This is a genomic window from Bradyrhizobium altum, assembly GCF_020889705.1.
Classification (GTDB): Bacteria; Pseudomonadota; Alphaproteobacteria; order Rhizobiales; family Xanthobacteraceae; genus Bradyrhizobium; species Bradyrhizobium altum.
Genome location: NZ_JACMYP010000054.1, coordinates 1 through 22,497 on the forward strand (window position 1 = coordinate 1; position 22,497 = coordinate 22,497).

At 65.4% G+C, this 22,497-nt stretch carries 19 protein-coding genes and 1 pseudogene; 7 read left to right on the forward strand and 13 right to left on the reverse strand.

Features of this window, described 5'->3' with window-relative positions; genetic code table 11:
* Window positions 1-366 (forward strand): annotated as a pseudogene (locus tag H8B02_RS16010) (methyltransferase type 11); the annotation flags it as partial.
* Window positions 367-451: 85 nt separating this feature from the next.
* Here H8B02_RS16010 and H8B02_RS16015 read toward each other — a convergent pair.
* The 5 genes from H8B02_RS16015 to H8B02_RS16035 form a co-directional block, all read right to left on the reverse strand.
* On the reverse strand, window positions 452-1,231 hold the full coding sequence (locus H8B02_RS16015; protein WP_229167115.1) for a DUF4167 domain-containing protein: 780 nt from the start codon (window positions 1,229-1,231) through the stop codon (window positions 452-454).
* A 498-nt stretch (window positions 1,232-1,729) separates the two neighbouring features.
* Entirely contained in the window at window positions 1,730-2,611 is an 882-nt protein-coding gene (gene prmC / locus H8B02_RS16020; protein ID WP_229167116.1) for a peptide chain release factor N(5)-glutamine methyltransferase, read from the reverse strand.
* Between the two features lie 184 nt (window positions 2,612-2,795).
* Window positions 2,796-3,875 (reverse strand): peptide chain release factor 1, encoded by a 1,080-nt coding sequence (gene prfA / locus H8B02_RS16025; protein ID WP_229167117.1) that lies wholly within the window; start codon window positions 3,873-3,875, stop codon window positions 2,796-2,798.
* A gap of 57 nt (window positions 3,876-3,932) precedes the next feature.
* The gene (gene ptsP / locus H8B02_RS16030; protein ID WP_229167118.1) at window positions 3,933-6,200 is read right to left on the reverse strand and encodes a phosphoenolpyruvate--protein phosphotransferase; all 2,268 of its coding nucleotides are present in this window, start codon (window positions 6,198-6,200) and stop codon (window positions 3,933-3,935) included.
* 443 nt (window positions 6,201-6,643) lie between these two features.
* Window positions 6,644-7,900: an aspartate kinase gene (locus tag H8B02_RS16035; protein WP_229167119.1), complete on the reverse strand. Its 1,257-nt coding sequence runs from the start codon at window positions 7,898-7,900 to the stop codon at window positions 6,644-6,646.
* Window positions 7,901-8,110: 210 nt separating this feature from the next.
* Here H8B02_RS16035 and H8B02_RS16040 point away from each other — a divergent pair, with 210 nt between their 5' ends.
* The 3 genes from H8B02_RS16040 (at window position 8,111) to H8B02_RS16050 (ending at window position 10,417) form a co-directional block, all read left to right on the forward strand.
* Entirely contained in the window at window positions 8,111-8,578 is a 468-nt protein-coding gene (locus H8B02_RS16040) for a PH domain-containing protein (protein ID WP_229167120.1), read from the forward strand.
* A gap of 14 nt (window positions 8,579-8,592) precedes the next feature.
* The gene (ubiG, locus tag H8B02_RS16045) at window positions 8,593-9,345 is read left to right on the forward strand and encodes a bifunctional 2-polyprenyl-6-hydroxyphenol methylase/3-demethylubiquinol 3-O-methyltransferase UbiG (protein WP_229167121.1); all 753 of its coding nucleotides are present in this window, start codon (window positions 8,593-8,595) and stop codon (window positions 9,343-9,345) included.
* A gap of 172 nt (window positions 9,346-9,517) precedes the next feature.
* A complete protein-coding gene (locus H8B02_RS16050) occupies window positions 9,518-10,417 on the forward strand; it encodes an EamA family transporter (protein ID WP_229167122.1) in 900 nt (299 codons plus the stop codon).
* 63 nt (window positions 10,418-10,480) lie between these two features.
* Here H8B02_RS16050 and H8B02_RS16055 read toward each other — a convergent pair whose 3' ends face one another.
* From H8B02_RS16055 to H8B02_RS16075, 5 genes are read right to left on the reverse strand one after another with little or no spacing between them, the layout of a single operon-like run.
* Complete coding sequence (locus tag H8B02_RS16055) at window positions 10,481-10,909, reverse strand: EamA family transporter (protein ID WP_229167123.1); 429 nt, start codon at window positions 10,907-10,909, stop codon at window positions 10,481-10,483.
* Entirely contained in the window at window positions 10,906-11,376 is a 471-nt protein-coding gene (locus H8B02_RS16060; protein ID WP_229167124.1) for a DUF1178 family protein, read from the reverse strand. Before H8B02_RS16060 ends, H8B02_RS16055 begins: the two co-directional genes overlap by 4 nt.
* Window positions 11,373-12,251 (reverse strand): carbon-nitrogen hydrolase family protein, encoded by an 879-nt coding sequence (locus tag H8B02_RS16065; protein WP_229167125.1) that lies wholly within the window; start codon window positions 12,249-12,251, stop codon window positions 11,373-11,375. The genes H8B02_RS16060 and H8B02_RS16065 overlap by 4 nt, the downstream gene beginning before the upstream one ends.
* Complete coding sequence (gene grxC / locus H8B02_RS16070) at window positions 12,251-12,523, reverse strand: glutaredoxin 3 (protein WP_229167126.1); 273 nt, start codon at window positions 12,521-12,523, stop codon at window positions 12,251-12,253. The genes H8B02_RS16065 and grxC overlap by 1 nt, the downstream gene beginning before the upstream one ends.
* 29 nt (window positions 12,524-12,552) lie before the next feature.
* Complete coding sequence (locus H8B02_RS16075; RefSeq protein WP_229167127.1) at window positions 12,553-13,362, reverse strand: ComF family protein; 810 nt, start codon at window positions 13,360-13,362, stop codon at window positions 12,553-12,555.
* Window positions 13,363-13,440: 78 nt separating this feature from the next.
* Here H8B02_RS16075 and H8B02_RS16080 point away from each other — a divergent pair, with 78 nt between their 5' ends.
* Window positions 13,441-14,283, forward strand: a complete 843-nt coding sequence (locus H8B02_RS16080; RefSeq protein WP_229167128.1) for a methyltransferase domain-containing protein — start codon at window positions 13,441-13,443, stop codon at window positions 14,281-14,283.
* Window positions 14,284-14,562: 279 nt separating this feature from the next.
* On the opposite strand, the gene H8B02_RS16085 is transcribed toward H8B02_RS16080, so the two are convergent.
* Window positions 14,563-14,973, reverse strand: coding sequence for a (deoxy)nucleoside triphosphate pyrophosphohydrolase (locus H8B02_RS16085; protein ID WP_229167129.1), 411 nt, complete (start codon window positions 14,971-14,973; stop codon window positions 14,563-14,565).
* A gap of 176 nt (window positions 14,974-15,149) precedes the next feature.
* Between H8B02_RS16085 and H8B02_RS16090 the strand changes: the two genes are divergently transcribed.
* Entirely contained in the window at window positions 15,150-16,499 is a 1,350-nt protein-coding gene (locus tag H8B02_RS16090) for a TadE/TadG family type IV pilus assembly protein (protein ID WP_229167130.1), read from the forward strand.
* 264 nt (window positions 16,500-16,763) lie between these two features.
* On the opposite strand, the gene argJ is transcribed toward H8B02_RS16090, so the two are convergent.
* Together argJ and H8B02_RS16100 are read right to left on the reverse strand one after the other, a co-directional pair.
* Window positions 16,764-18,005, reverse strand: coding sequence for a bifunctional glutamate N-acetyltransferase/amino-acid acetyltransferase ArgJ (gene argJ / locus H8B02_RS16095; RefSeq protein WP_229167131.1), 1,242 nt, complete (start codon window positions 18,003-18,005; stop codon window positions 16,764-16,766).
* Between the two features lie 289 nt (window positions 18,006-18,294).
* A complete protein-coding gene (locus H8B02_RS16100) occupies window positions 18,295-19,233 on the reverse strand; it encodes a peptidylprolyl isomerase (protein WP_229167132.1) in 939 nt (312 codons plus the stop codon).
* Between the two features lie 392 nt (window positions 19,234-19,625).
* Between H8B02_RS16100 and secA the strand changes: the two genes are divergently transcribed.
* Window positions 19,626-22,490: a preprotein translocase subunit SecA gene (gene secA / locus H8B02_RS16105; protein ID WP_229167133.1), complete on the forward strand. Its 2,865-nt coding sequence runs from the start codon at window positions 19,626-19,628 to the stop codon at window positions 22,488-22,490.
* The last annotated feature ends 7 nt before the right edge of the window (window positions 22,491-22,497 follow it).

Below are 22,497 nucleotides of genomic sequence, written 5' to 3' on the forward strand. Positions count from 1 at the left end.
ATCCCGAACAGGCGCGGCGTCTGGACGCGCACCGATGCCACGCCGTTCGGCCATGGCCGGCCCTATTCGCGTGCGCAGATCACCCAGCTGTTGCGGCAGACCTGGTTCACACCGGCGTCATGGGGTGAGGCGCTGTTCATGCCGCCGGTGCAGGGCAGCTGGTTCTTGCGCTCGGCGATGGCGTGGGAGCGGGTCGGCGCGGCGCTGTCGATGCCGTTCGCCGGCGTGCATATCGTGGAAGCGAGCAAGCAGGTCTATCGCGCGATCCCGGCGCGCCGCGAACGCACGCAGCTGATCCCGTCATTGCGTCCGGTGCTCGTGCCGTCCTCGACGGCGACGCGCAAATCCAGTCACGCGGAGTCGTAGGAAGACGCGGAGTCGTGTGACGACTCGGAGTCGCGACGCGGATCATTCACCCTCCCAGTGAAGGGAGGGTGACAGATTTTCAGGGTTACTCGTTGCCCGGATTGAAGTCGTCGCTCGGCGCCGGCTGCGCCGCCATGTCGGGGCGCGGGCCGTGCGGACGGCGGCGACGGCGCGGAAAGCGCTCGCTCCGTTCGCCGCGTTCTGCGCCGCCATTGTTGGCTTCATAGGGGCCACCGTTGACCTGCGGCTGCGCGCCGCCGGTGATGAACGAGGGCAGGCGATCGACGCCGCCGGCATCGGCCAGCACCGGCTGCGGCTGGTTCTGCGGTAGCGGTTGATACTGCGGCTGCGGACGATGCTCGCGTTCGCGGTGCTCACGCGGCTGCTGCTCGCGCGGCGGCTGGTCACGCTCGCGATGCTCCCGCGGCTGCTGGTAGGGCTGCTGGCCGTTGTCGCGCATGAATGGCTGTTGCTGCTGCGGCACGAAGCCCGGCTCCTGGCCGAAGCTCGAGTAGCCGTCGCTGTCGTCGTCGCCGTCTTCGGTCTGCGTCACCTCGGCGTCGGGGCGCGGCGGCTGCTGATTCTGCCGGAACTGCTCCTGCGCGGTCGCGATGATCCGGTAATAGTGCTCGGCGTGCTGGTAGTAGTTCTCGGCTGCCACCGGATCGCCGGAGGAGCGTGCATCGCGCGCAAGCTGGACGTATTTCTCGGCCACGTGGGAGGCCGTGCCGCGGATCTTGATGTCGGGTCCGTTCGATTCGTACACCCGTGTCAGGGGATTCTGGCCGCGCCGGTTATTATTGTTGTTGTTATTGTTGTTGTTATTCCGGTTGCGCATCCGCTTGTTGTTCTGACCGTTTCTCATCTGTCGCCTTTTATTCCAGCCCTGAAGTTATTGCAGTCCACAGTCCGATTTCTCAGAAGTCCGATTCCCAGATTCCAATTCCAAGAGTCCGATTCGGCGCGCGCCTAGGCGCACGGAATCGCAATACCGTTCGAAGTGGCATCGATGTCGCCGACCATCTCGTTCAGCAAAGTCGCGTTCAGCAAAGACGCGTTCCCCAACCGCCGCCGGCCAAACACGCCAGCGACAAAATCATTCCGCCCGTTGAGACAGGCCCAGTTCTCGTGCGTAAGTGTTCAAGCGCAATAACAGGCTTTCGTTCGCTTGGCGGTCGAGAGCAGCACAGCTTCGGCTATTGCGCTCAATGAGACCTGCGTTCCTGGAACCTTTCGATCGGCGGGCTCTGCTGAACCCTGGTCATCACCCGTAACGGTTACGGGGCCAGCACCGATGTTGTGGGCGGAACGTAGTCGTTCCCGGGGGATATTCCAAGAGGTTTTTTTGCGTTCCAATAGGACTTTATCGGGGCAGCCGGCGGGCCGAAACGGCCCTCGGAACGCCCCCGAGATCGGCCTTGGGCGGCCCTGTTGGGGATAACCCGGAAGCCGTCATCAGCGCTTCAACGTCGCCGCTCTGACCCTGTCCGACTTCGACAACCAGAAATCCACCCGAGGTCAAAAGACCCGCAGATTGCGAAATCAGCGCGCGGTAGGCGTCGAGCCCGTCGGCCCCGCCATCGAGCGCCGCGCGCGGATCGTGCGCGCGCACCTCGATGTCGAGACCGGCGATGTCGGCCGAGGGGATGTAGGGCGGATTGGACACGATCAGGTCGAACGCGCCGGTCAGGGCGCTGCCATAGTCGCACGCGATCCATGTCGCGCGCTGGCTAAGTCCGAGCTCGGCGGCGTTCCGGCTCGCCGTCTGCAGCGCCTTCGCCGAGATGTCGGTGGCGAAGCCATGCGCGTTCGGCAGTTCCGAGAGCAGCGCCAGCAGGATCGCGCCCGAACCGGTGCCGAGATCGGCGATCCGCAACGCCCGCTCGGCCGCGCCGTCGGCGTGCAGCAGCTCGAGCGCGCGCTCGACCACCGCCTCGGTGTCGGGGCGCGGCACCAGTGTCGCCGCGGTCAGATGCAGCGGCAGTCCCCAAAACTCCTTGATGCCGAGAATGCGCGCGACCGGTTCGCCGGCGAGGCGGCGCCGCGCGAGGTCTTCGAGGCGATCCGCTTCGTCCTTCGTCAGATTGCGTCCGGCGCCGGTCACCATGCCGGTCAGATCGAGGCCAAGCGCGGCGCCGACCAGCAGCCGTGCATCGAGCTCGGCGGAGTCGTTGCCGGTCGATTGCAGCCGCGCAGCCAGTGCGCGGCGGGCCGTCTCGACTGTTGCGTTGACCACAGGCGCCATCACGCGGTGTCCTCGCGCAACACCAACCGCCCGTCGTCCCCGCGAAAGCGGGGACCCATACGCCGCGGCTCTTCGATCTGGGCGGTCGGGGTCGATATCGGGATCAACAATGACGCCCTGTGGGTTATGGGTCCCTGCTTTCGCAGGGACGACGACGATCAATGGAGCCAGCAGCCGGATCGGTTCACGCCGCCGCGCCCTGTGCCGCGAGCTGCGCGGCCTGGTGCTCGGTGGTCAGCGCATCGATCAATTCGCCGAGCGCCTCGCCCGCAATCACCTGCGGCAGCTTGTAGAGCGTCAGGTTGATGCGGTGGTCGGTGACTCTCCCTTGCGGGAAATTATAGGTGCGGATCCGCTCCGAGCGGTCGCCGGAGCCGACCTTCTCCTTGCGGTCGGCAGAGCGCGCGGCATCGACGCGCTGGCGCTCGGCATCATAGATGCGCGAGCGCAGGATGTTCATCGCCGACGCTCGGTTTTTGTGCTGCGAGCGGCTGTCCTGCATCATCACCACGATGCCGGTCGGCAGATGGGTGATGCGGATCGCCGATTCGGTCTTGTTGACGTGCTGGCCGCCGGCGCCGCCGGCGCGCATGGTCTCGATCCGCAAGTCGGTGTCCTTGATGTCGACGTCGACGTCCTCGACCTCGGGCAGCACGGCGACCGTGGCGGCCGAGGTGTGGATGCGGCCCTGCGTCTCGGTGTCGGGCACGCGCTGCACGCGGTGCACGCCGGACTCGAATTTCAGCTTGGCGAAGGCGCCGCGACCCTGCACCTCGGCGATGATTTCCTTGTAGCCGCCGACCGTGCCTTCGCTCGCCGAGATCACCTCGACCTTCCAGCCCTGCAAGGCCGCGAAGCGCTCATACATCCGGAACAGGTCGCCGGCGAACAGCGAGGCCTCGTCGCCGCCGGTGCCGGCGCGGATTTCCAGCACCACGTTGCGGTCGTCCATCGCGTCCTTCGGCAGCAGCGCGATCCGGATCTCCTGTTCGAGCTCGCCGATGCGCGCCTGCAGTGTTTCCAGCTCCGCTTCCGCCATGCTGCGCATCTCGGCGTCGGTCCCCGCATCCGCCAGCATCGCCTCGGCGTCGGCGAGTTCCAATCGGGCGGAGCGATAGAGCTTCACCGCATCGATCAGCGGGTTGAGCTCGGCGAGCTCGCGCGTGATCGCAACATAGCGATCCGAGTTGACCTGGCCGAGCAGCTCGGCCTCCAGCGAGGCGTGATGGGCGAGCAGGACGTCGAGTTTGGCTTCGGGTAGCATGGCGGAGTCTCGAATTGCTGAAAGCGCGAAGGGGTGGCGGAGGCGACGGCAGCGTCGCTACAAGGCCAGCCCCTCGGTTTCCGCAAACTTCGTCAGCGCCCCGCGGATCGAGACGCTGCCGACCGGCGCGTCCAGCAGCGGATTGATCATCGCCTCGGCCTTCTTGGCGTCGAGGTCGAGGATCAAGGCCTTGACCGGGCCGTGCGCGGTCGCCGAGAGCGACAGCGAGCGATAGCCGAGCGCAATCAGCGCCAGCGCGCCGATCGGCTTCGACGCCATCTCACCGCACAGCGAGGCGGCCTTCTTCGCGATCTTGGCCTTGCGCACGATGTCGCGCAGCGCGCGCAGGATCGGCGCCGACAGGATGTCGAAGCGTTCCGAGACCTTGGCATTGCCGCGGTCGACCGCAAACAGGAACTGGAACAGGTCGTTGGAGCCGACCGAGACGAAGTCGACCTTCTTCAGCAGCTCGTCGAGCTGGTAAAGCAGGGCCGGCACCTCGACCATGGTGCCGATATCGATCCGTTCGGGCAGCGAATGGCCGTGCTGGCGCAGATAGGTCAGCTCGCGCTCGACGATCGCCTTGGCCTGGTCGAACTCGGCGATGTCTGAGATCATCGGGAACATGATCTTCAGCGCACGGCCGCCGCCGGCGCGCAGCAATGCGCGGATCTGGCCGCGCAGCAGGCCGGGGCGGTCGAGGCCGAGCCGGATCGCACGCCAGCCGAGCGCGGGATTTTCCTCGACCACGGTCTCCATATAGGGCAGCGCCTTGTCGCCGCCGATGTCGAGCGTGCGGAAGGTGACGGGCTTGGCGCCGGCGGCATCGAGCACGGTGCGGTACAGCGCGAGCTGGTCGCTTGAACGCGGCAGGCTCGGGCTCACCATGAACTGCAATTCGGTACGAAACAGGCCGATGCCGGCGCTGCCGGTGTCCTCGATGTGCGGCAGGTCGATGGTCAGGCCGGCATTGATCAGGAGCTCGATCGGCTGGCCGTCCTTGGTCACGCAAGGCTTGTCGCGCAGCGCCGAATATTGCGCCTGCCGCCGCGCCCGGAACCGGACGCGCTCGGCATAGGCGGATTCGATCTCGGCGGAGGGGCGGACATAGATCTCGCCGGAAATGCCGTCGACGATGATGGCATCGCCCGGATCGGCAATGCCAGGCGCGTTCGGCACCTCGCCGACCGCGGGAATGCCGAGCGCGCGCGCCACGATCGAGACGTGGGAATTCGCGGTGCCTTCCTCCAGCACCAGGCCGCGCAGCCGCTTGCGGTCATAGTCGAGCAGCGCCGCGGGGCCCATCGCGCGGGCGATCAGGATGGCGTTGTCGGGCAGCTGCTCGCGCGTCGGCGCATGGTCCTGGCCGACCAGTTGCCGCATCAGGCGATGGCCGAGATCCTCGAGATCGTGCAGCCGGTCGCGCAGATAAGGATCGGTCGAGCGCAGCATGCGCGCGCGGGTGTCGGACTGCACGCGTTCGACGGCGGCTTCCGCGGTGAGGCCGGTGGCGACCGCCTCATGCAGCTTGTGCGACCAGCCCTGGTCGTTGGCGAACATGCGGTAGGCTTCCAGTACCTCGCGGTGCTCGCCGCCTTCGGCGACGTCGCCGCGCTCCAGCATGCGGTCGAGATCGGCGCGCAGATTGGCCAGCGCAGTGTCGAGCCGCTTGATCTCCTTCGGCAGGTCCTCGGCGATATAGTTGGTGATGACGACACGCGGCTCGTGCAGCACGACATGGCCGAGCGCGATGCCGTCGGAGAGCACCGCGCCGGTCTTGTGCAGCGAGTGCCGCGCGGCGGGCTCGGCGCCGGGCTGGGCCAGCGCGGCAAGCTCGCCCGAGGCGATCATCTCCGCCAGCACCATGGCGGTGGTCTGCAGCGCCTCGACCTCTTCCTCGACATAGGTGCGCTTGGCGCGGTTCTGCACCACGAGCACGCCGAGCGTGTTGCCCGCGCGCAGGATCGGCACGCCGAGGAACGAGTGGTAGATCTCTTCGCCGGTTTCCGGGCGGTAGGCGAAGGCGGGGTGGCTTTGCGCGTCGGAGAGATTGAGCGGCGTTGCCTCGCTGGCGACGAGGCCGACCAGGCCCTCATGCGCGCTCAGCACGGTGCGATGCACGGCGTCGCGGTTCAGACCTTCGGTGGCGTAGAGCTCGAGTGTGTTGTCGATGCGCAGCACGTAGCAGGAGCAGACCTCGGCCACCATGTTGGCCGCGATCAGCACCACGATCTTGTCGAGGCGTTCCTGGGCGGAGACTTGCTCCGCCATGGTTTCGCGGAGCCGTCTCAACAGGACGCGGGGGCCTCCCGACGCGCTCCGCATGTGCTTCAGTCCCTCCCCACCAGGCCGGCGCACGCGGCCGGCCGGCCGTTGGCGCAAAACTCGTCAAAAACAACAATTTTAGTCATTCGGCGTCGCCGCTCGCGCCAGTTCCCGCCGATTCGGGATCGCACAAACTGTGCCACAGTTTGCGACAGCCCACCTGACTGGCCGTATAGCCAATCGAGGCTCGCTTTGCCAAGCAAAACGCCTGCCAGTAGCAAATAACGTCTGCGTCAGCCCGATGCTGCGCCCGCTAAGAGAAATTCTAACTCCGGGACGCCGGTACCGGGGGCCGCTTGTTCCGCGGGAGGCGGCGTAATCCCATCCCCTCGTCATTCCGGGGCGACGCGTAGCGTCGAGCCCGGAATCCATTTCACCACATGGCCTGCGGGCCGATGGATTCCGGGCTCCCGCTTCGCGGGCCCCGGAATGACGGGAAAAGCTTACGCCTGGTCCAGCCCGTACAGCGTGTGCAGCGTGCGGACTGCGAGTTCGGTGTAGGCGGCGTCGATCAGGACCGAGAACTTGATCTCGGAGGTAGTGATGGCGCGGATGTTGATGTTGCGGTCGGCCAGCGCCTTGAACGCCTTCGCCGCGACGCCGGCATGGCTGCGCATGCCGCTGCCGATCACCGAGACCTTGGCGACGTCGGTTGCGGTGTCGAGCCTGATATAGCCGATCTTGGCCTTGGCGGAGGTAATGGTGTCCTTGGCGCGGTTGTAGTCGGTGGCCGGCACGGTGAAGGTGAGGTCGGTGGTCTTGCCGTCCTCCGACACGTTCTGCACGATCATGTCGACGTTGATGTTGGCATCCGCGAGCGGCCCGAAGATCGCCGCGGCGACGCCGGGCTTGTCCTCGATCTGGCGCACGGAAATCTGGGCTTCGTCCTTGGAGAAGGCGATGCCGGTGACGACGTGCATTTCCATGATTTCCTCCTCGCTGCAGATCAGCGTGCCCGGCGGCTGGTTGGCGTGCGGGTCGATATCCTCTGGCTTGTCGAAGCTGGAGCGCACGAAGATCGGCATGTTGTGCACCATGCCGAGTTCCACCGAGCGAACCTGCAGCACCTTGGCGCCCTGCGAGGCCAGCTCCAGCATGTCCTCGAACGCGATCTTGTCGAGCCGGCGCGCCTTCGGCACCACGCGCGGGTCGGTGGTGTAGACGCCGTCGACATCGGTGTAGATGTCGCAGCGGTCGGCGCGCAGCGCAGCCGCGATCGCCACCGCCGATGTATCCGAACCGCCGCGGCCGAGCGTGGTGATGCGGCCGGTCTGCGGGTTGATGCCCTGGAAGCCGGCGATGACGGCGACTTCCTTGCGCTCCTTGAAACGGTCGATGATCTCGCTGCCGTCGATATCGAGGATGCGCGCCGAAGCATGCGCCTCCGAGGTCTTGATCGGGATCTGCCAGCCCTGCCAAGAGCGCGCCTGGATGCCGATGCCCTGCAGCACGATCGCGAGCAGGCCCGAGGTGACCTGTTCGCCGGAGGCGACCACCGCGTCATATTCGCGCGCGTCGTGCATCGGCGAGGCCTCGGTGCACCAGGCCACCAGTTCGTTGGTCTTGCCGGACATCGCGGAGACGACGACGGCGACCTCGTGGCCGGCGTCGACCTCGCGCTTCACGTGCTGGGCGACGTTGCGGATACGATCGATATTGGCGACGGACGTACCGCCGAATTTCATCACGAGGCGGCCCATGACGACGCGTCTATTCCTTTAAGAGGATAAGTAGGTTAACCCACGCCGAAAACCGCAAGCGCGGGCACCGAAAGGCGCGTATACATAGCGCCGCGCCCGGGGGCAAGCCGGTTGGTAGGGGTCTCCGGAGGGTCTTTTGGGGGTGTTTTGCCGGTTGCGGGCGGGCTGTGGCGCAACGGTGACTCGCGGGTAACTCGAAGGCGGGATTGGATGGGACGCTATATCGACGAAATCCTGCAGCCCGGCGAGAAGGTGCTGTATTCCACCAATGCGCACTGGATGTTCTATCTGCCGGCGATCGGGGCCTGGATCCTGGTCCTGGCGCTCTTGATCCTGTCACGGATGACGACGGTCGACGGCCTGGTGCTGGCCTGCCTTGCGGCCGCCGCCGTGGTCGCGGTCGCGGCGCTTTACTGGACCGGCGCAGCCTGGTTCCATCGCTGGACCACGGAAACCGACGTCACCAATTTCCGCGTGGTGCACAAGAGCGGCTTCATCAAGCGGCGCACCTTCGAGATGAGCCTCGACAAGGTCGAGAGCGTCGACGTCAACCAGAGCATCATGGGACGCCTGCTCAATTATGGCGACGTCACCATCCGCGGCGTCGGCGAGGGCATCGAGACCATCAAGACCATCGCCTCGCCGCTGTCGTTTCGCAATTCGATCACCGCGCGATAGGGGCGCGCGCAATCATGGCCACAACGCTTTCCAATTCCACCGCCGCCTCGGTCGATCCGGCCGAAATCGCGAAGTTTTCAAAACTGTCCGATGAATGGTGGGATCCGCGCGGCAAGATGGCGCCGCTGCACAAGATCAATCCGCTGCGCCTGACCTATATCCGCGACGCCGCCTGTCGCAAGTTCGAGCGCAACGCCAAGAGCCTGAGCTGCCTGTCCGGCCTGCGCCTGCTCGACATCGGCTGTGGCGCAGGGCTGCTGTGCGAGCCGTTCACCCGGCTCGGCGCCCAGGTGATCGGGATCGATCCGTCCGCCACCAACATCGCGGCCGCGAAGCTGCATGCCGACAAGGGCCATCTGTCGATCGACTACCGCTGCACCACGGTGGAGGAGATGGACGCACGCGAGCGCTTCGACATCGTGCTGGCGATGGAGGTGGTCGAGCACGTCGTCGACGTCGGCGCCTTCATCAAGCGCTGTGCCGTCATGCTCAAGCCGGGCGGGCTGATGGTGGTCTCGACCTTGAACCGCAACTGGAAGAGCTTTGCGCTGGCGATCGTCGGCGCCGAATACGTGCTGCGCTGGCTGCCGCGCGGCACCCATGACTGGAGCAAGTTCGTCACCCCCGCCGAGCTCGAGCGCTATCTCGGCGACGTCAACCTCGCCGTCACCGAACAGGCCGGCGTGGTCTACAACCCGCTCGCCGACAAATGGACCGTCTCGACCGACATGGACGTGAACTACATGGTGGTGGCGGAGGAGGTGTAGCCTTCACCTCGCCCCGCTCATGCTGGTCCCGGATTGCGCTTCGCTTCATCCGTGCTACGGGGAGTTTGCGGCTCGATCGCAATCCAGTCATGCGCCGGCTCGGTTGACCGCGTCGGCGGCAATCGGCACGTTGGGCGCGTACTCCCGCCCCGGCGCACTTTCCTCGTCCCGCATGTTCTCAATCGCCTCGCTCTGGATTCCCTTCACCATCGTCGCTGCGTTCGGGCAGGTGGCGCGCAATGCGATGCAGCGGCATCTGACCGGGCCGCTCGGGACCTGGGGCGCGACCAATATCCGCTTCCTGTTCGGGCTGCCGTTCGCGGTGCTGTTCTTCGCGCTGGCGGTGCTGCTGACCGGCGATCGCGTGCCGTGGCCGGCGGCGTCGTTCTGGCCGTGGCTGTTGTCCGGCGCGCTCAGCCAGATCGTCGGCACCGGCTTCATGCTGCTGGCGATGAACGACCGCTCCTTCGTGGTGACCACGGCCTATATGAAGACCGAGGCGATCCAGACCGCGATCTTCGGCTTCATCTTCCTCGGCGACCATCTGACGACGCCTAAGGTGATCGCGATCGTGATCGCCACGATCGGCGTCGTCGTCACCGCGCTCAGGCCGGGCGGCTCGAGGAGCTTTGCTGATCTGCGGCCGACCGTGCTCGGCCTCGGCGCCGCCGCGGTGTTCGCGATCTCGGCGGTGAGTTTTCGCGGCGCTATCATTGCCGTGCCCGGCGTCACATTTGTGACGGCAGCCTCCTGCACGCTGATGTGGAGCCTGTTCGTCCAGACGCTGATCCTGTCGGTCTACCTGTTGCTGCGCGCGCCCGACGTGCTGCGAAAAATCCTCGGCCTGTGGCGGCCGTCGATGTTCGCGGGCTTCATGGGCGCGTTCTCCTCGCAGTTCTGGTTCCTGGCGTTCGCGCTCACCGCCGCCGCCAACGTGCGCACGCTGGCGCTGATCGAGGTGCTGTTCGCGCAGGGCGTGGCGTATTTCTCGCTCAAGCAGCCGTTCTCGCTGCGTGAGGTGATTGGCATCGTCCTGATCGTCGTTGGCGTTGCCTTGTTGATCGCCGCTTAGACCCTTGTTTGACGCGTTTTCTTCACGCGAACCGGCAGCCACTTCGCTCGAAAACGCTGTGGATCAGCCTTTGACCGCGATCAGCACCGCGCCGGCCGAGATCAAAGCGATCCCGATCCAGCCATAGGCGGAAGGGCGCTCGCCGAGGAACACGGCGCCGAACAGCGCCACCAGCACCACGCTGAGCTTGTCGATCGGCGCGACAAGTGTGGCGGGTCCGAGCTTGAGCGCGCGGAAATAGCAGATCCACGACGCGCCGGTGCCGAGCCCGGACAGCAGCAGGAACAGCCAGCTCTTGCCCGAGATCGGGCCGGCCTGGGTGAATTGTCCGGTCGCGAACAGGATGGCCGACAGCGTGATCAGCACGATCACGGTGCGGATCAGGGTGGCGAGATCGGAGTTGATGCCCTCGACGCCCACCTTGGCGAAGATCGCGGTCAGCGCCGCGAAAACGGCCGAGAGAAACGCCCAGACCTGCCAGGTAGCGGTCAATTCCGGTCTTCCGGCAGCGTCGGCAGCGGCGAGACCTCGACGCCCTCGTCGATCAGCGCGCGTGCCTCCTCGGGCGAGGCCTCGCCGTAGATCGGACGATGCTCGATATCGCCGTAATGCATCTTGCGTGCCTCGTTGGGGAAGCGCTCGCCGACATTGTCGGCGTTCTTGACGATGTGGTCGCGCAGTTCCTTCAGCTTGCTGCGCAACTCGCGCTCCTGCGCCATCATCAGCGACGTCGATTCACTGACAGGTGCCTCCACGGGAGCGGCCGGCGCCGGCTGAGCCGGTTCGCGGCCCTTCTTGCTGACGATTTGCGGCGCCATGATCGCGCGCTCGATCTTGTCAGAGCCGCAGGACGGGCAATCGATCAGGTGACGCCGCTCCTGCGATTCATAGGCTGCGGAGCTCTGGAACCAGCTCTCGAACTGATGGCCGCGCTCGCAGCGCAGCGTGTAGCGGATCATGCCGAACCCCGGACGAGGTGCAGATGCTCCGGGCCGGCCTTGGGGTCGGCGATGCCGAAACGCCTGCCGTGCTGAAGTGAAGGGATGGTCTTGCGCGCGGTCTCGACCTTGGCGGGATCGATCTCGGCCAGGAACACGCCGGGCTCGACGCCGCCCTCGGCGAGGATCTCGCCCCAGGGGCCGATGATCAGCGAATGCCCGAAGGTCTCGCGCTTGTTCTCATGCAGGCCGGCCTGCGCTGCTGCGAACACGAAGCAGCCGGTCTCGATCGCGCGGGCGCGCAGCAGTGTGTGCCAATGCGCTTCGCCGGTCTTGCGGGTGAAGGCGGACGGCACAGTGAGGAACGACGCGCCGGCCTCGGCAAGCGCGCGATAGAGCGCCGGGAAGCGCACGTCGTAGCAGATCGTCAGTCCGATCCGGCCCCAGGGCAGGTCGGAGATCACGGCGGTCTCGCCGGGCTGGTAATTGGCCGATTCGCGATAGCTCTCGCCGCCCGGCAGATCGATGTCGAACATATGGATCTTGTCGTAGCTCGCGAGCACATTGCCCTCGGGCCCGATCAGGAACGAACGGTTGACCGCCTTCTCCGGCGAATAGCGCAGCGCCAGCGAGCCGATATGCAGATGGATCTTCAATTCGGCGGCCAGCGCGCGATAGGCCTGCAGCGACTTGTCGTCCTCTTCGCTCGCCAGATGCTCGAACAGCGCCTTGCGGTTCAGCTGCATCATGTTGCTGACCTCGGGGGTCAGCACGTATTTGGCGCCCTGCGCCGCCGCTTCGCGGATCAGCCGCGTGCCCTGCTCCAGGCTCGGTTCGGGCAGCAATCCGGTGCGCATCTGCACCATGGCGGCGGTGAAAATGTTGTCCGTACTCATCAGGCGCCGCCTCCGTTGCTGAGCAGGCCGTCGAGCTTGCCCTCGCGGTCGAGCGCGTAGAGCTCGTCGCAGCCGCCGACATGGGTCTTGTCGATGAAGATCTGCGGGAACGTCGAGCCTGCGCCGGCGCGATCGTACATCTCGTCGCGATAGGACGGGTTGCTGGCGACGCTCAATTCGGTGAACGCCGCGTTCTTGCGCGTCAAAAGCGATTTGGCCGCGGTGCAATAACCGCAGCCCGGGCGGGTATAGATTTCGATGGCAGCGGTCATGGTGTGCTCGGTTGAACCTGAATATCAGATTATATGGGAGCGCGGTGGGTATCGACAACCCGGGCAAACACCAGCACATCGACCTGCGCGGCCTTGGCGCGCAACAGCGCCCGCGCGCAGGCATCCACTGTGGCGCCCGAGGTCAGGACGTCGTCGACCAGGATCACGCGGCGGCCCTGGATGTCAGCCTTGCGTTCATCGGCGACCCCGAATGCGCCCTGCACATTGCTGGCGCGGTCCTTGCGCGACAGCCCGATCTGCTGCTCGGTGGCGCGGGTGCGCCGCAACGCCTCGGAGATCATTTTGACGCCGCTCTGGCGCGCGATCACCTTGGCGAGCGCGCCGGACTGGTTGTAGCGCCGGCTCCAGCCGCGCCGCCAGTGCAAGGGAACCGGCACCAGCATGTCGGCATCCCTGAGCAATTCCTTCCCCGCCCGTGCCATCCAGCGGCCCATTGTCGGCGCGAGATCAGTGCGATCCTGGTATTTCAATGCGTGCACCAGTGTGCGCGCGACGTCGTCATAGCGCACCGCGGCGCGGGCGCGCTGGTAGGACGGCGGATTGGCGATCGCCTCCATCGACAGCAGCTCGGGTCCGGGATCGTAGACGAAGGGAATCCCGAGCCGCGGGCAGAACGGCGGCGCGATGAACGACAATTGGGCCCAGCACGCCGCGCAGACGCCCTCGCCATGAACCGGCTCGCGGCAGGATACGCACAGCGTCGGCAACGCGATGTCGAGCATAAGCCGCGCGGTGCGCTGCCACGCGCCCCCGACCGCGCCAAGCGCACGCTGGATGTGACCGGAAATGGAGCGTGTCGGTGATGCCTCGGCGTCCATGGCTGATGAGGCTAGCGTTTGAGCCGCACGGGCTCAAGGCGCATTGCCTGCGGCGGCGGTCCGGCGTAACCAGCGCGGATGGCAACGACCCCGGCCACGGCCCCGATCCTGTTCGATCGCGCATTGCTTGGCGCGCGGCTGGCGCGCGCGCGGCGCGAGGGGGCGGCGACGTTCCTGCTCGAGCGCGCCACCGAAGACATGGCAGACCGGTTGCTGGCGGTGTCGCGAAGCTTTTCTTCCGCGGCCGACATCTGGACGCCGGGGGACGGGCTCGCGGACGCCCTGCGTGGGCGAGTCGGATCGGCCGATACGATTGGTTTCGCTGAGACGGAAGCGCTCGGCCTGCCGGCCGAGTCGCTCGATCTCGTGGTCTCGGCGCTGGCTTTCCAGTTCGTCAACGATCTGCCGGGCGTGCTGGCGCAACTTCGCCGGGCGCTGAAGGGCGACGGGCTGCTGCTCGCAGCGATGCTTGGCGGCGACACGCTGACTGAGCTCAGGCAGAGCTTTGCCGCGGCGGAGGCGGAGTGCGAGGGCGGCGTGTCGCCGCGCGTCGCGCCATTCGCCGATCTGCGCGATATCGGCGCGCTGTTGCAGCGGGCCGGCTTCGCGCTGCCGGTGACCGATGTTGATCGCGTCGTGGTGCGCTACGCCAGCGCGTTCGCATTGATGGCCGATCTCAGGCGCATGGGCGCGACCAACGTGCTGCGCGAGCGCCGCCACACCCCGACCCGCCGTGCCACCATGCTGCGCATGGCGCAGATCTACGGCGAACGTTTCGCCGACCCCGACGGCCGCATCCGCGCCACCTTCGACATCGTCTGGCTCTCCGGCTGGGCGCCGCATGACAGCCAGCCCAAGCCGCTGAAGCCGGGCTCGGCGAAGGCGAGCCTGGAAGCGGCGGTGAAGGGGAGCAAGCGTTAGCGACGCAGCGTGCCACGGCTCTCCCCTTGCCGGCAGGGCTATCGCAATGGCCGTCGGCCATGACGACGCGGATGCGTCAGTTGCAGAAGCCCGCAAATGCCATACGCGCCTGCGGCGTGCGTGCACGTGCACGATTTCGGAATATTGGAATAATGTCCGTGAGTTGCCCGACGTGTCAAGTCGCCTGGTCGAACGCCGGCCGCCGCCGGCTACTTTGCATGGGGTTGTTTTCGATATTTTGGCAGCGCGCTTCCCCGCAAGCGGGAGAGGCGAAGAAGATCACAGCAGCAGATCCATCAGATGCGGCAGCAGCGGAATGTCCGCCGGCGGCATCGGGTAGTCGCGCAGCTTGCTGGCGCGGACCCAGGCGAGGTTCTGGCCCTCGCGCGCCACCGCCATGCCCTCCCAGCGCCAGCAGATGTAGAGCGGCATCAGCAAATGGAAGGCCTCGTAGGCATGGCTGGCGAAGGTCAGCGGCGCGAGGCACGGCTCGCTCACGGTGATGCCGATCTCCTCGTACAGCTCGCGGATCAGGGTCTGTTCCGGCCGCTCGCCGGGCTCGATCTTGCCGCCGGGGAATTCCCACAGTCCCGCCAACGCCTTGCCTTCGGGACGCTGCGCCAGCAGCACGCGCTTGTCGGCATCGACCAGCGCGCAGGCGACGACGAGGGTCAGCTTGATGTCAGCCATGCGGCGCGGATGTCCCCATTAATTCTCAAGCTTTCATTAACCAGCAACGCGCCGCCAGCCAAACGATTTGTGCCTGCGCGTTTTTTCTGCACTCGCGATAAGCCGGCCTTAATGCGCAGCCGGCAGGGTGAAGGTCCTGATTTATCAGCCCATCATTTTCTCTGCCGATATAACCCATGCGCACCTTGCTCCGGACCGTCAGCCGTTTCCGCCGCGATCGCTCCGGCAATATCGCGATGATCTTCGGCCTGGCTCTGCTGCCGCTCCTGGTCGCGGTCGGATGCGCGGTCGACTATTCCCGCGCCAACCAGATCCGCAGCAAGCTGATATCCGCCGCCGACGCGGCGAGCGTCGGATCCGTCGCCAAGGCATCGCCCGGCTTCATCGCGGCCGGCGCCATGACCTCGGACGGCGAGATTTCGGCGGGAGAGGCCGACGCAAAGAAGATCTTCAACGGCAACATCTTCAACCAGAACGGCTTCACGCTGACCAGCGTGACGCCGACCATGACCAAGAGCGGCGGCACGATCACCTCGACGGTCCAATTCACCGCAGATGTCCCGACCATGTTCCTCGGCGTGTTGGGGCGGAGCAAGGTGTCGGTGTCGGGCACCTCGACCTCGACCGCGAACATGCCGCTCTATATCGATTTCTATCTGCTGCTGGACAATTCGCCGTCGATGGGGGTCGGCGCCACGCCGACGGACGTCGCCAAGCTGGTCACGGCCACCACCGGCAACAGCTTCAAGCCGAACGACCAGTGCGCCTTCGCCTGCCACGACTACAACGACCCCAACAACTACTACAACCTGGCGAAATCGCTTGGCGTCACGACGCGCATCGACGTGCTTCGCAGCGCGACCCAGCAATTGATGGACACCGCGGCGGCGACCCAGACCTATTCGAGCCAGTTCCGCATGGCGATCTATGACTTCGGCGCGTCCTCGGCGACCTATGGCCTACGAAGCCTGTTTTCGCTGTCGTCGAGCCTGTCGAGTGCAAAGTCGGCGGCCGGCAACATCGATCTGATGGGTGTCTACGGCAACAACGATTCCTACACCGCGGACAAGGACAGCCAGTTCACCGCGATTTTCCCCCAGATCAACAACGCGATCGCAAATCCGGGCGCGGGCACCTCGTCGGCGCCGCTCAAATATCTGTTCTTCGTATCCGACGGGGTCGCCGACGAGCCGAATTCAAGCTGCCTGAAGCCGATCACCGGAAGCAATCGCTGCCAGTCGCCGATCAATCCGGCGCTCTGCGATGCGATCAAGAAGCGCAACATCAAGATCGCGGTGCTCTACACCACCTATCTGCAGCTGCCGACCAACAACTGGTACATGACCTGGATCGATCCGTTCAATCAGGGTCCGTTCGGCCCGTCGCCGAACAGCCAGATCGCGCAGAACATGCAGGCCTGTGCGTCGCCGGGCTTCTATTTCGAGGTCAGCCCGACCCAGGGCATCGCGGACGCGATGAATGCGCTGTTCAAGAAGGCGGTCGCCGACGCGCGGATCTCGAGCTAGCGAAAGCACGCTCTCTCACCGTCACCCTGAGGAGGCCGCGAAGCGGCCGTCTCGAAGGGTCGACGGCCCGACTTTCTCCACGCGGAGCTATCAGGGCCGTCCATCCTTCGAGGCTTGCCGAAGAGGCTCGCACCTCAGGATGACGGGACTCACACCGTCATTGCGAGCGAAGCGAAGCAATCCATCTGTCCGCATGCTCAGAAGAATGGATTGCTTCGTCGCTTCGCTCCTCGCAATGACGGAGGTGGCGACGCTCGTTGGTCGTTACGACCTGTAATCGCCGTTGATCGCGACATATTCCTTGGTGAGGTCGCAGGTCAACACGCGGTCTCTCGCCTTGCCGAGGCCGAGCGCGACCTTGATCTGGATCTTCGGCGCCTTCATCGCCTCCGACACTTCTTTCTCATTGTAGGACGGATCGCGCGCGCCGCTCTTGGCGACGCGGATGCCGTTGAAGGAGATCGAGAGCTTGTCGCGGTTGGCGGGCTCGCCGGCCTTGCCGACCGCCATCACCACGCGGCCCCAATTGGCGTCCTCGCCCGCGATCGCGGTCTTCACCAGCGGCGAATTGGCGATCGACATCGCGATTCTGCGCGCCGACGGTTTTGTCGTCGCGCCCTCGACCACGACCTCGACCAGCTTGCGCGCACCCTCGCCGTCGCGCGCGACTTGCTCGGACAAATTGGCGAGGATCTGCTGGAACGCCTTGGTGAAGGCCTTCAGCCGCGGGTCGCTGGCGCGCGAAATCTTCGGCGCGCCATTGGCGGCCGCAGCCCCGGTCGCAAATGCGAGCAACGTGTCCGAGGTCGAGGTGTCGCCGTCGATGGTCAGCGCATTGAAGGTGTCCTCGACGCCGGCCTTGAGCAGGGATTGCAGCACGGACGCCGACAACGGCGCATCGGTGAAGACGAAGGACAGCATGGTCGCCATGTCGGGCATGATCATGCCGGCGCCCTTGGCCATGCCGTTGATCGTCACCTTGGCCTTGCCGAGCTTGACGGTCGCGGTGGCGATCTTCGGGAAGGTGTCGGTGGTCATGATCGCCTTGGCCGCGTCCATCCACAGATCGGGGGTCGCGGTTTCCGCGAGCTGCGCCAGCACGCCGTCGAACTTGGTGGCGTCGAGCGGCTCGCCGATCACGCCGGTGGAGGCAAGGAAGACGTCCGACGTCGAACAGCCGACCGCCTTCGCCGCGATCTGCGCGGTCAGCGCGGTGGACGCCTTGCCGGTCTTGCCGGTGAAGGCGTTGGCGTTGCCGGAATTGACCACCAGCGCGCGCGCAGCCCCGCCCTTCAGCTTGGCGCGGCACCACTCGACCGGCGCCGACGGGCACTTCGACTTGGTGAAGACGCCGGCCACCGTGGTGCCCTTGTCCAGCAGCGCGAGCAGCACGTCGGTGCGGCCCTTGTAGCGGATGCCGGCGGCAGCGGTCGCAAGCCGCACACCCGCGATCACGGGCATCTCGGGAACGTCGGGCGGGGCGAGGGGGGAGACGGCGGTGGACATGAGAGGCTTCCGGCTACGGGGAGGGAAGCGCTGCATAACATCTCGCCGGCTGAAGCGGGAGAGGGCTCGGGTGCGAACGCGCAGCGGCGGCGTCCCGGCGAAAGCCGGCACCCATAACCACCGTCATCAATTGTTCAAGAAACTGCTGCCGCGGCAAGAAGGGCTCCGCCGCGGATTATGGGTCCCTGTGTCTGCGCCGGGACGACGCGATCAATCGAACGCACCACAAAACGCAAATGGCCGGGACGAGCCCGGCCATCGCGCATTGAAGCTGTTGGCTTAGCGAAGCTTACTTCTTCGCCGGCGCCATCTTGTTGTCGGCGGGCTTCGGCGCGTCCTTGGCGGCATCCGCCGGCGCCGTCGCGTCCTTGGCCGTCTCGGCCGGCTTGTCCAGGCGCTCGACCTTGGCGGCGTCGCGCAGCTTGGCGACATAATCGGCCTGGGCCTTGCGGGTCACATAGGTCTCGATCTGGGCCTTCACCTGCTCGAAGTCGGGTGCCTTGCGGTTGCGCTTTTCCTCGACCTTGATGATGTGCCAGCCGAACTGCGACTTGACCGGATCGGAGATCTTGCCCGGCTCGAGCGTGAAGGCGACCGCGGAGAATTCCGGCACCATCTGTTCCTTGGTGAAGAAGCCGAGGTCGCCGCCGTCGGAGGCGCCGGGATCCTTGGACTTCTTCTTGGCGAGCTCGGCGAAGTCCGCGCCCTTGTCGAGCTCGGCCTTGATCGCCTTGGCCTCGTCCTCGGTTTCGACCAGGATGTGGCGGGCGCGCACCTCCTGCTCGCCGGTGATCTGCTTGGAGGCCTCTTCATAGACCTTCTTCATAGCGTCGTCGGTGGTCGCGGCCTTGCCCTCGCTGGCAAGCAGGCTGTCCATCAACAGGCGGTTGCGGGTGAAGGCGAGCCGCTTCTTGAAGTCGTCATTGTTCTCGATCTTCTTGTCCTCGGCGGCCTTGGACACGATCTTCATGTCGATCAGGAAGGACAGCACGTTGTCCTTGCGGGTCGAGGGGTCCATCTGCTGCAGGCTCGGGCCGAGTTCCTCCTCGGCAAGCGCGACGTCGCTGGCATGGATCTCGGAACCGTTCACCTTCGCCAGCACCGGGTCGGATTCCGCGGCGCGGACCGGGAGGCCCGCAGCCAGCACTGCGACAAGACAGCCCGTGGCGGCCAGGGTGGCGAGGCCGAGGCGCAGGCCGGTTTTGGTTTCCGGAGGCGAGGTGGTCATGCAAAATCCTTGTCTCAAAGGGGGGAAGCTCGAGCGGGGCGGACACTCGCCCAATCGTGTTACATTGGCAACGCGAAAGTCTTGTCAAAATGATGAATTCCTTGACATCTTGGCGGCGTTGACAACCCCCCGACCGGGCCATATCTCTGGCCGACCGTGTCAGCGGTGAGAGCGCTTATTTTGCTGCGTTTTTCGCCGTTGAACCCAGGATGGCCCGTTTCCCACTCAATTGGCGGAGGAGCTCCGGGTCGGGGCTCGAACCGTAGCGCGTCACGGTGAGTTGATAGGCAATCCGGCGGACCATCTCAGGCTGTATTCCAAGACTAAAATTCAAGACTGAAATTCAAAACCGAACCAAGACCGAACTCGAGACCGAAGAACAGGAATTTCGCATGATCGGCGCGCTCGCCCGCAAGTTTTTCGGCTCCGCCAACGACCGTCGGGTCAAGGGGTATCAGTCCCGCGTCAGCGCCATCAACGCCCTCGAGCCCGACCTCGTCAAACTGACGGACGACGAGCTCAAGGCCCGCACCGCCGAGTTCAAGCAGCAGCTCGCCGGCGGCAAGACGCTCGACGAGCTCCTGGTTCCGGCCTTCGCCACGGTGCGCGAGGCGGCCAAGCGGACGCTCGGCCAACGCCATTTCGACGTCCAGCTGATCGGCGGCATGGTGCTGCACGAGGGCGACATCGCCGAGATGAAGACCGGCGAAGGCAAGACGCTGGTTGCGACGCTTGCGGTCTACCTCAATGCGCTCGCCGGCAAGGGCGTCCACGTCGTCACCGTCAACGACTACCTCGCCCGCCGCGACTCCGGCTGGATGGGCCAGATCTATTCGTTCCTGGGGCTGACCACCGGCGTGATCGTGCACGGCCTCGACGACGCCGAGCGCAAGGCCGCCTATGCCTGCGACATCACCTACGGCACCAACAACGAATACGGCTTCGACTATCTGCGCGACAACATGAAGTACCGCCTGGAGGACATGGTCCAGCGCGAGCATTTCTACGCGATCGTCGACGAAGTCGACTCCATCCTGATCGACGAAGCGCGCACGCCGCTGATCATCTCCGGCCCGCTCGACGACCGTTCGGATTTCTACAACACCATCGACACCTTCATGCCGAAGCTCGCCAAGAAGGACGACTACGAGGTCGACGAGAAGCAGCGCACGGTGACGCTGACCGAAGGCGGCATGGAGAAGCTGGAGAACCTGCTGCGCGACGCCGGCCAGCTCAAGGGCGAGTCGCTGTACGACGTCGAGAACGTCTCCGTCGTGCATCACGTCAACCAGGCGCTGCGCGCGCACACGCTGTTCACGCGCGACAAGGATTACATCGTCCGCGACGACGAGGTCATCATCATCGACGAGTTCACCGGACGCATGATGCAGGGCCGGCGCTATTCGGAAGGCCTGCACCAGGCGCTGGAAGCCAAGGAGCATGTCACGGTCCAGCCCGAGAACCAGACGCTGGCCTCGATCACTTTCCAGAACTATTTCCGGATGTACCAGAAGCTGTCCGGCATGACCGGCACGGCGCTGACCGAAGCCGACGAACTGTTCGACATCTACAAGCTCGAGGTCGTGGAGATCCCGACCAACCTGCCGGTGGCGCGTCTCGACGAGGACGACGAGGTCTACCGCACCCAGAACGAAAAATACGCCGCGATCCTCGCTGAGATCGAGCGCGCCAACAAGCGGTTGCAGCCGGTGCTGGTCGGTACGGCGTCGATCGAGAAGTCGGAAGTGCTGGCCGAGTACCTCAAGAAGCACGGCTACAAGCAGATCGATTTCGGCGCTGAGTCCGGCATGGACAAGCTTTATGCGGCGGCGCGCGCGGGCAAGCCGGCGAAACTGTTCGCGGTGCTGAACGCGCGCTTCCACGAGCAGGAAGCCTATATCGTCGCGGAAGCCGGCGTGCCGGGCGCGATCACGATCGCGACCAACATGGCCGGCCGCGGCACCGACATCAAGCTCGGCGGCTCGCTCGAGATGCGGATCCAGCAGGAGACCGCCGCGATCACCGACGAAGCCGAGAAGGCCAAGAAGATCGAGCTGATCAAGGCCGACATCGAGCGCTTCCGCGAACTCGTGCTGAAGGCGGAAGAGGATTTCGAGGTCGAGCCCGCCAAGGGCAACAAGCCCGCCAAGACGGTGAAGAAGCCGGGCGGCCTCTACATCATCGGCTCCGAGCGCCACGAATCCCGCCGCATCGACAATCAGCTGCGCGGCCGTTCCGGCCGTCAGGGCGACCCCGGCCGCTCGAAGTTCTTCCTGTCGCTGGAAGACGATCTGATGCGCATCTTTGGCTCCGACCGGCTCGACAGCATGTTGCAGCGGCTCGGCCTGCAGGAAGGCGAAGCCATCATCCATCCCTGGATCAACAAGGCGCTCGAGAAGGCGCAGCAGAAGGTCGAGGCGCGCAACTTCGACATCCGCAAGAACCTCTTGAAGTTCGACAACGTCCAGAACGACCAACGCAAGGTGATCTTCGACCAGCGCATCGACTTGATGAAGGACGACAGCGTCGTCGAGACCGTGACCGACATGCGCCACGCCTTCGTCGAGGACGTCGTCGCCAAGCACATCCCCGAGCACGCCTACGCCGAGCAGTGGGACACCGCGGGCCTCAAGGAAGAGTTGAAGCGCGTGCTCGATGTCGACCTGCCGGTCGACGAATGGGCCAAGGAAGAGGGCATCGCCGACGAGGAGTTGCTCAACCGCATCGAGAATCATGTCGACGAGCGCATGGCGGCGAAGGTCGCGCAGTGGGGCCCCGACGTGATGCGTTACGTCGAGAAGACCATCCTGTTGCAGACGCTCGACCATCTCTGGCGCGAGCACCTGATCATGCTCGACCATCTGCGCCAGGTGATCGGCCTGCGCGGCTACGGCCAGCGCGACCCGTTGCAGGAGTACAAGACCGAAGCCTTCAATCTCTTCCAGGAAATGAGCGCGCATCTGCGCGAGGCGGTCACCGCGCAGCTGATGCGGGTCGAGATCGTGCCGCCGGATGAGCCTGCAATGCCGCTGCCGCCGATGGAAGCGCACAAGCTCGATCCCCACACCGGCGAGGACGAGTTCGCCCAGGCCCGCCTGACCGAGGCCACCTACGCCCAGGCCTCGCTGGCGCCGGGGATGCCGGCCGCCGACCGCAATCCGAATGACCCGGCAAGCTGGGGCAAGGTCGGCCGCAACGAGGACTGCCCCTGCGGGTCAGGCAAGAAGTACAAGCACTGCCACGGCCGCTACGCGTAAGCCGCCG

What these genes read in the sequence shown, in the direction of transcription:
- H8B02_RS16080 (WP_229167128.1), top strand. Translation starts at nt 13,441, where the DNA reads ATGGCAACGACCCCGGCCACGGCCCCGATCCTGTTCGATCGCGCATTG.
- secA (WP_229167133.1), top strand. Translation starts at nt 19,626, where the DNA reads ATGATCGGCGCGCTCGCCCGCAAGTTTTTCGGCTCCGCCAACGACCGT.
- grxC (WP_229167126.1), bottom strand. Translation starts at nt 12,523, where the DNA reads ATGACCGCTGCCATCGAAATCTATACCCGCCCGGGCTGCGGTTATTGC.
- H8B02_RS16060 (WP_229167124.1), bottom strand. Translation starts at nt 11,376, where the DNA reads ATGATCCGCTACACGCTGCGCTGCGAGCGCGGCCATCAGTTCGAGAGC.
- H8B02_RS16090 (WP_229167130.1), top strand. Translation starts at nt 15,150, where the DNA reads ATGCGCACCTTGCTCCGGACCGTCAGCCGTTTCCGCCGCGATCGCTCC.
- H8B02_RS16015 (WP_229167115.1), bottom strand. Translation starts at nt 1,231, where the DNA reads ATGAGAAACGGTCAGAACAACAAGCGGATGCGCAACCGGAATAACAAC.
- H8B02_RS16035 (WP_229167119.1), bottom strand. Translation starts at nt 7,900, where the DNA reads ATGGGCCGCCTCGTGATGAAATTCGGCGGTACGTCCGTCGCCAATATC.
- H8B02_RS16065 (WP_229167125.1), bottom strand. Translation starts at nt 12,251, where the DNA reads ATGAGTACGGACAACATTTTCACCGCCGCCATGGTGCAGATGCGCACC.
- H8B02_RS16085 (WP_229167129.1), bottom strand. Translation starts at nt 14,973, where the DNA reads ATGGCTGACATCAAGCTGACCCTCGTCGTCGCCTGCGCGCTGGTCGAT.
- H8B02_RS16040 (WP_229167120.1), top strand. Translation starts at nt 8,111, where the DNA reads ATGGGACGCTATATCGACGAAATCCTGCAGCCCGGCGAGAAGGTGCTG.
- prmC (WP_229167116.1), bottom strand. Translation starts at nt 2,611, where the DNA reads ATGGCGCCTGTGGTCAACGCAACAGTCGAGACGGCCCGCCGCGCACTG.
- H8B02_RS16100 (WP_229167132.1), bottom strand. Translation starts at nt 19,233, where the DNA reads ATGACCACCTCGCCTCCGGAAACCAAAACCGGCCTGCGCCTCGGCCTC.
- H8B02_RS16050 (WP_229167122.1), top strand. Translation starts at nt 9,518, where the DNA reads ATGTTCTCAATCGCCTCGCTCTGGATTCCCTTCACCATCGTCGCTGCG.
- ptsP (WP_229167118.1), bottom strand. Translation starts at nt 6,200, where the DNA reads ATGCGGAGCGCGTCGGGAGGCCCCCGCGTCCTGTTGAGACGGCTCCGC.
- argJ (WP_229167131.1), bottom strand. Translation starts at nt 18,005, where the DNA reads ATGTCCACCGCCGTCTCCCCCCTCGCCCCGCCCGACGTTCCCGAGATG.
- H8B02_RS16075 (WP_229167127.1), bottom strand. Translation starts at nt 13,362, where the DNA reads ATGGACGCCGAGGCATCACCGACACGCTCCATTTCCGGTCACATCCAG.
- prfA (WP_229167117.1), bottom strand. Translation starts at nt 3,875, where the DNA reads ATGCTACCCGAAGCCAAACTCGACGTCCTGCTCGCCCATCACGCCTCG.
- ubiG (WP_229167121.1), top strand. Translation starts at nt 8,593, where the DNA reads ATGGCCACAACGCTTTCCAATTCCACCGCCGCCTCGGTCGATCCGGCC.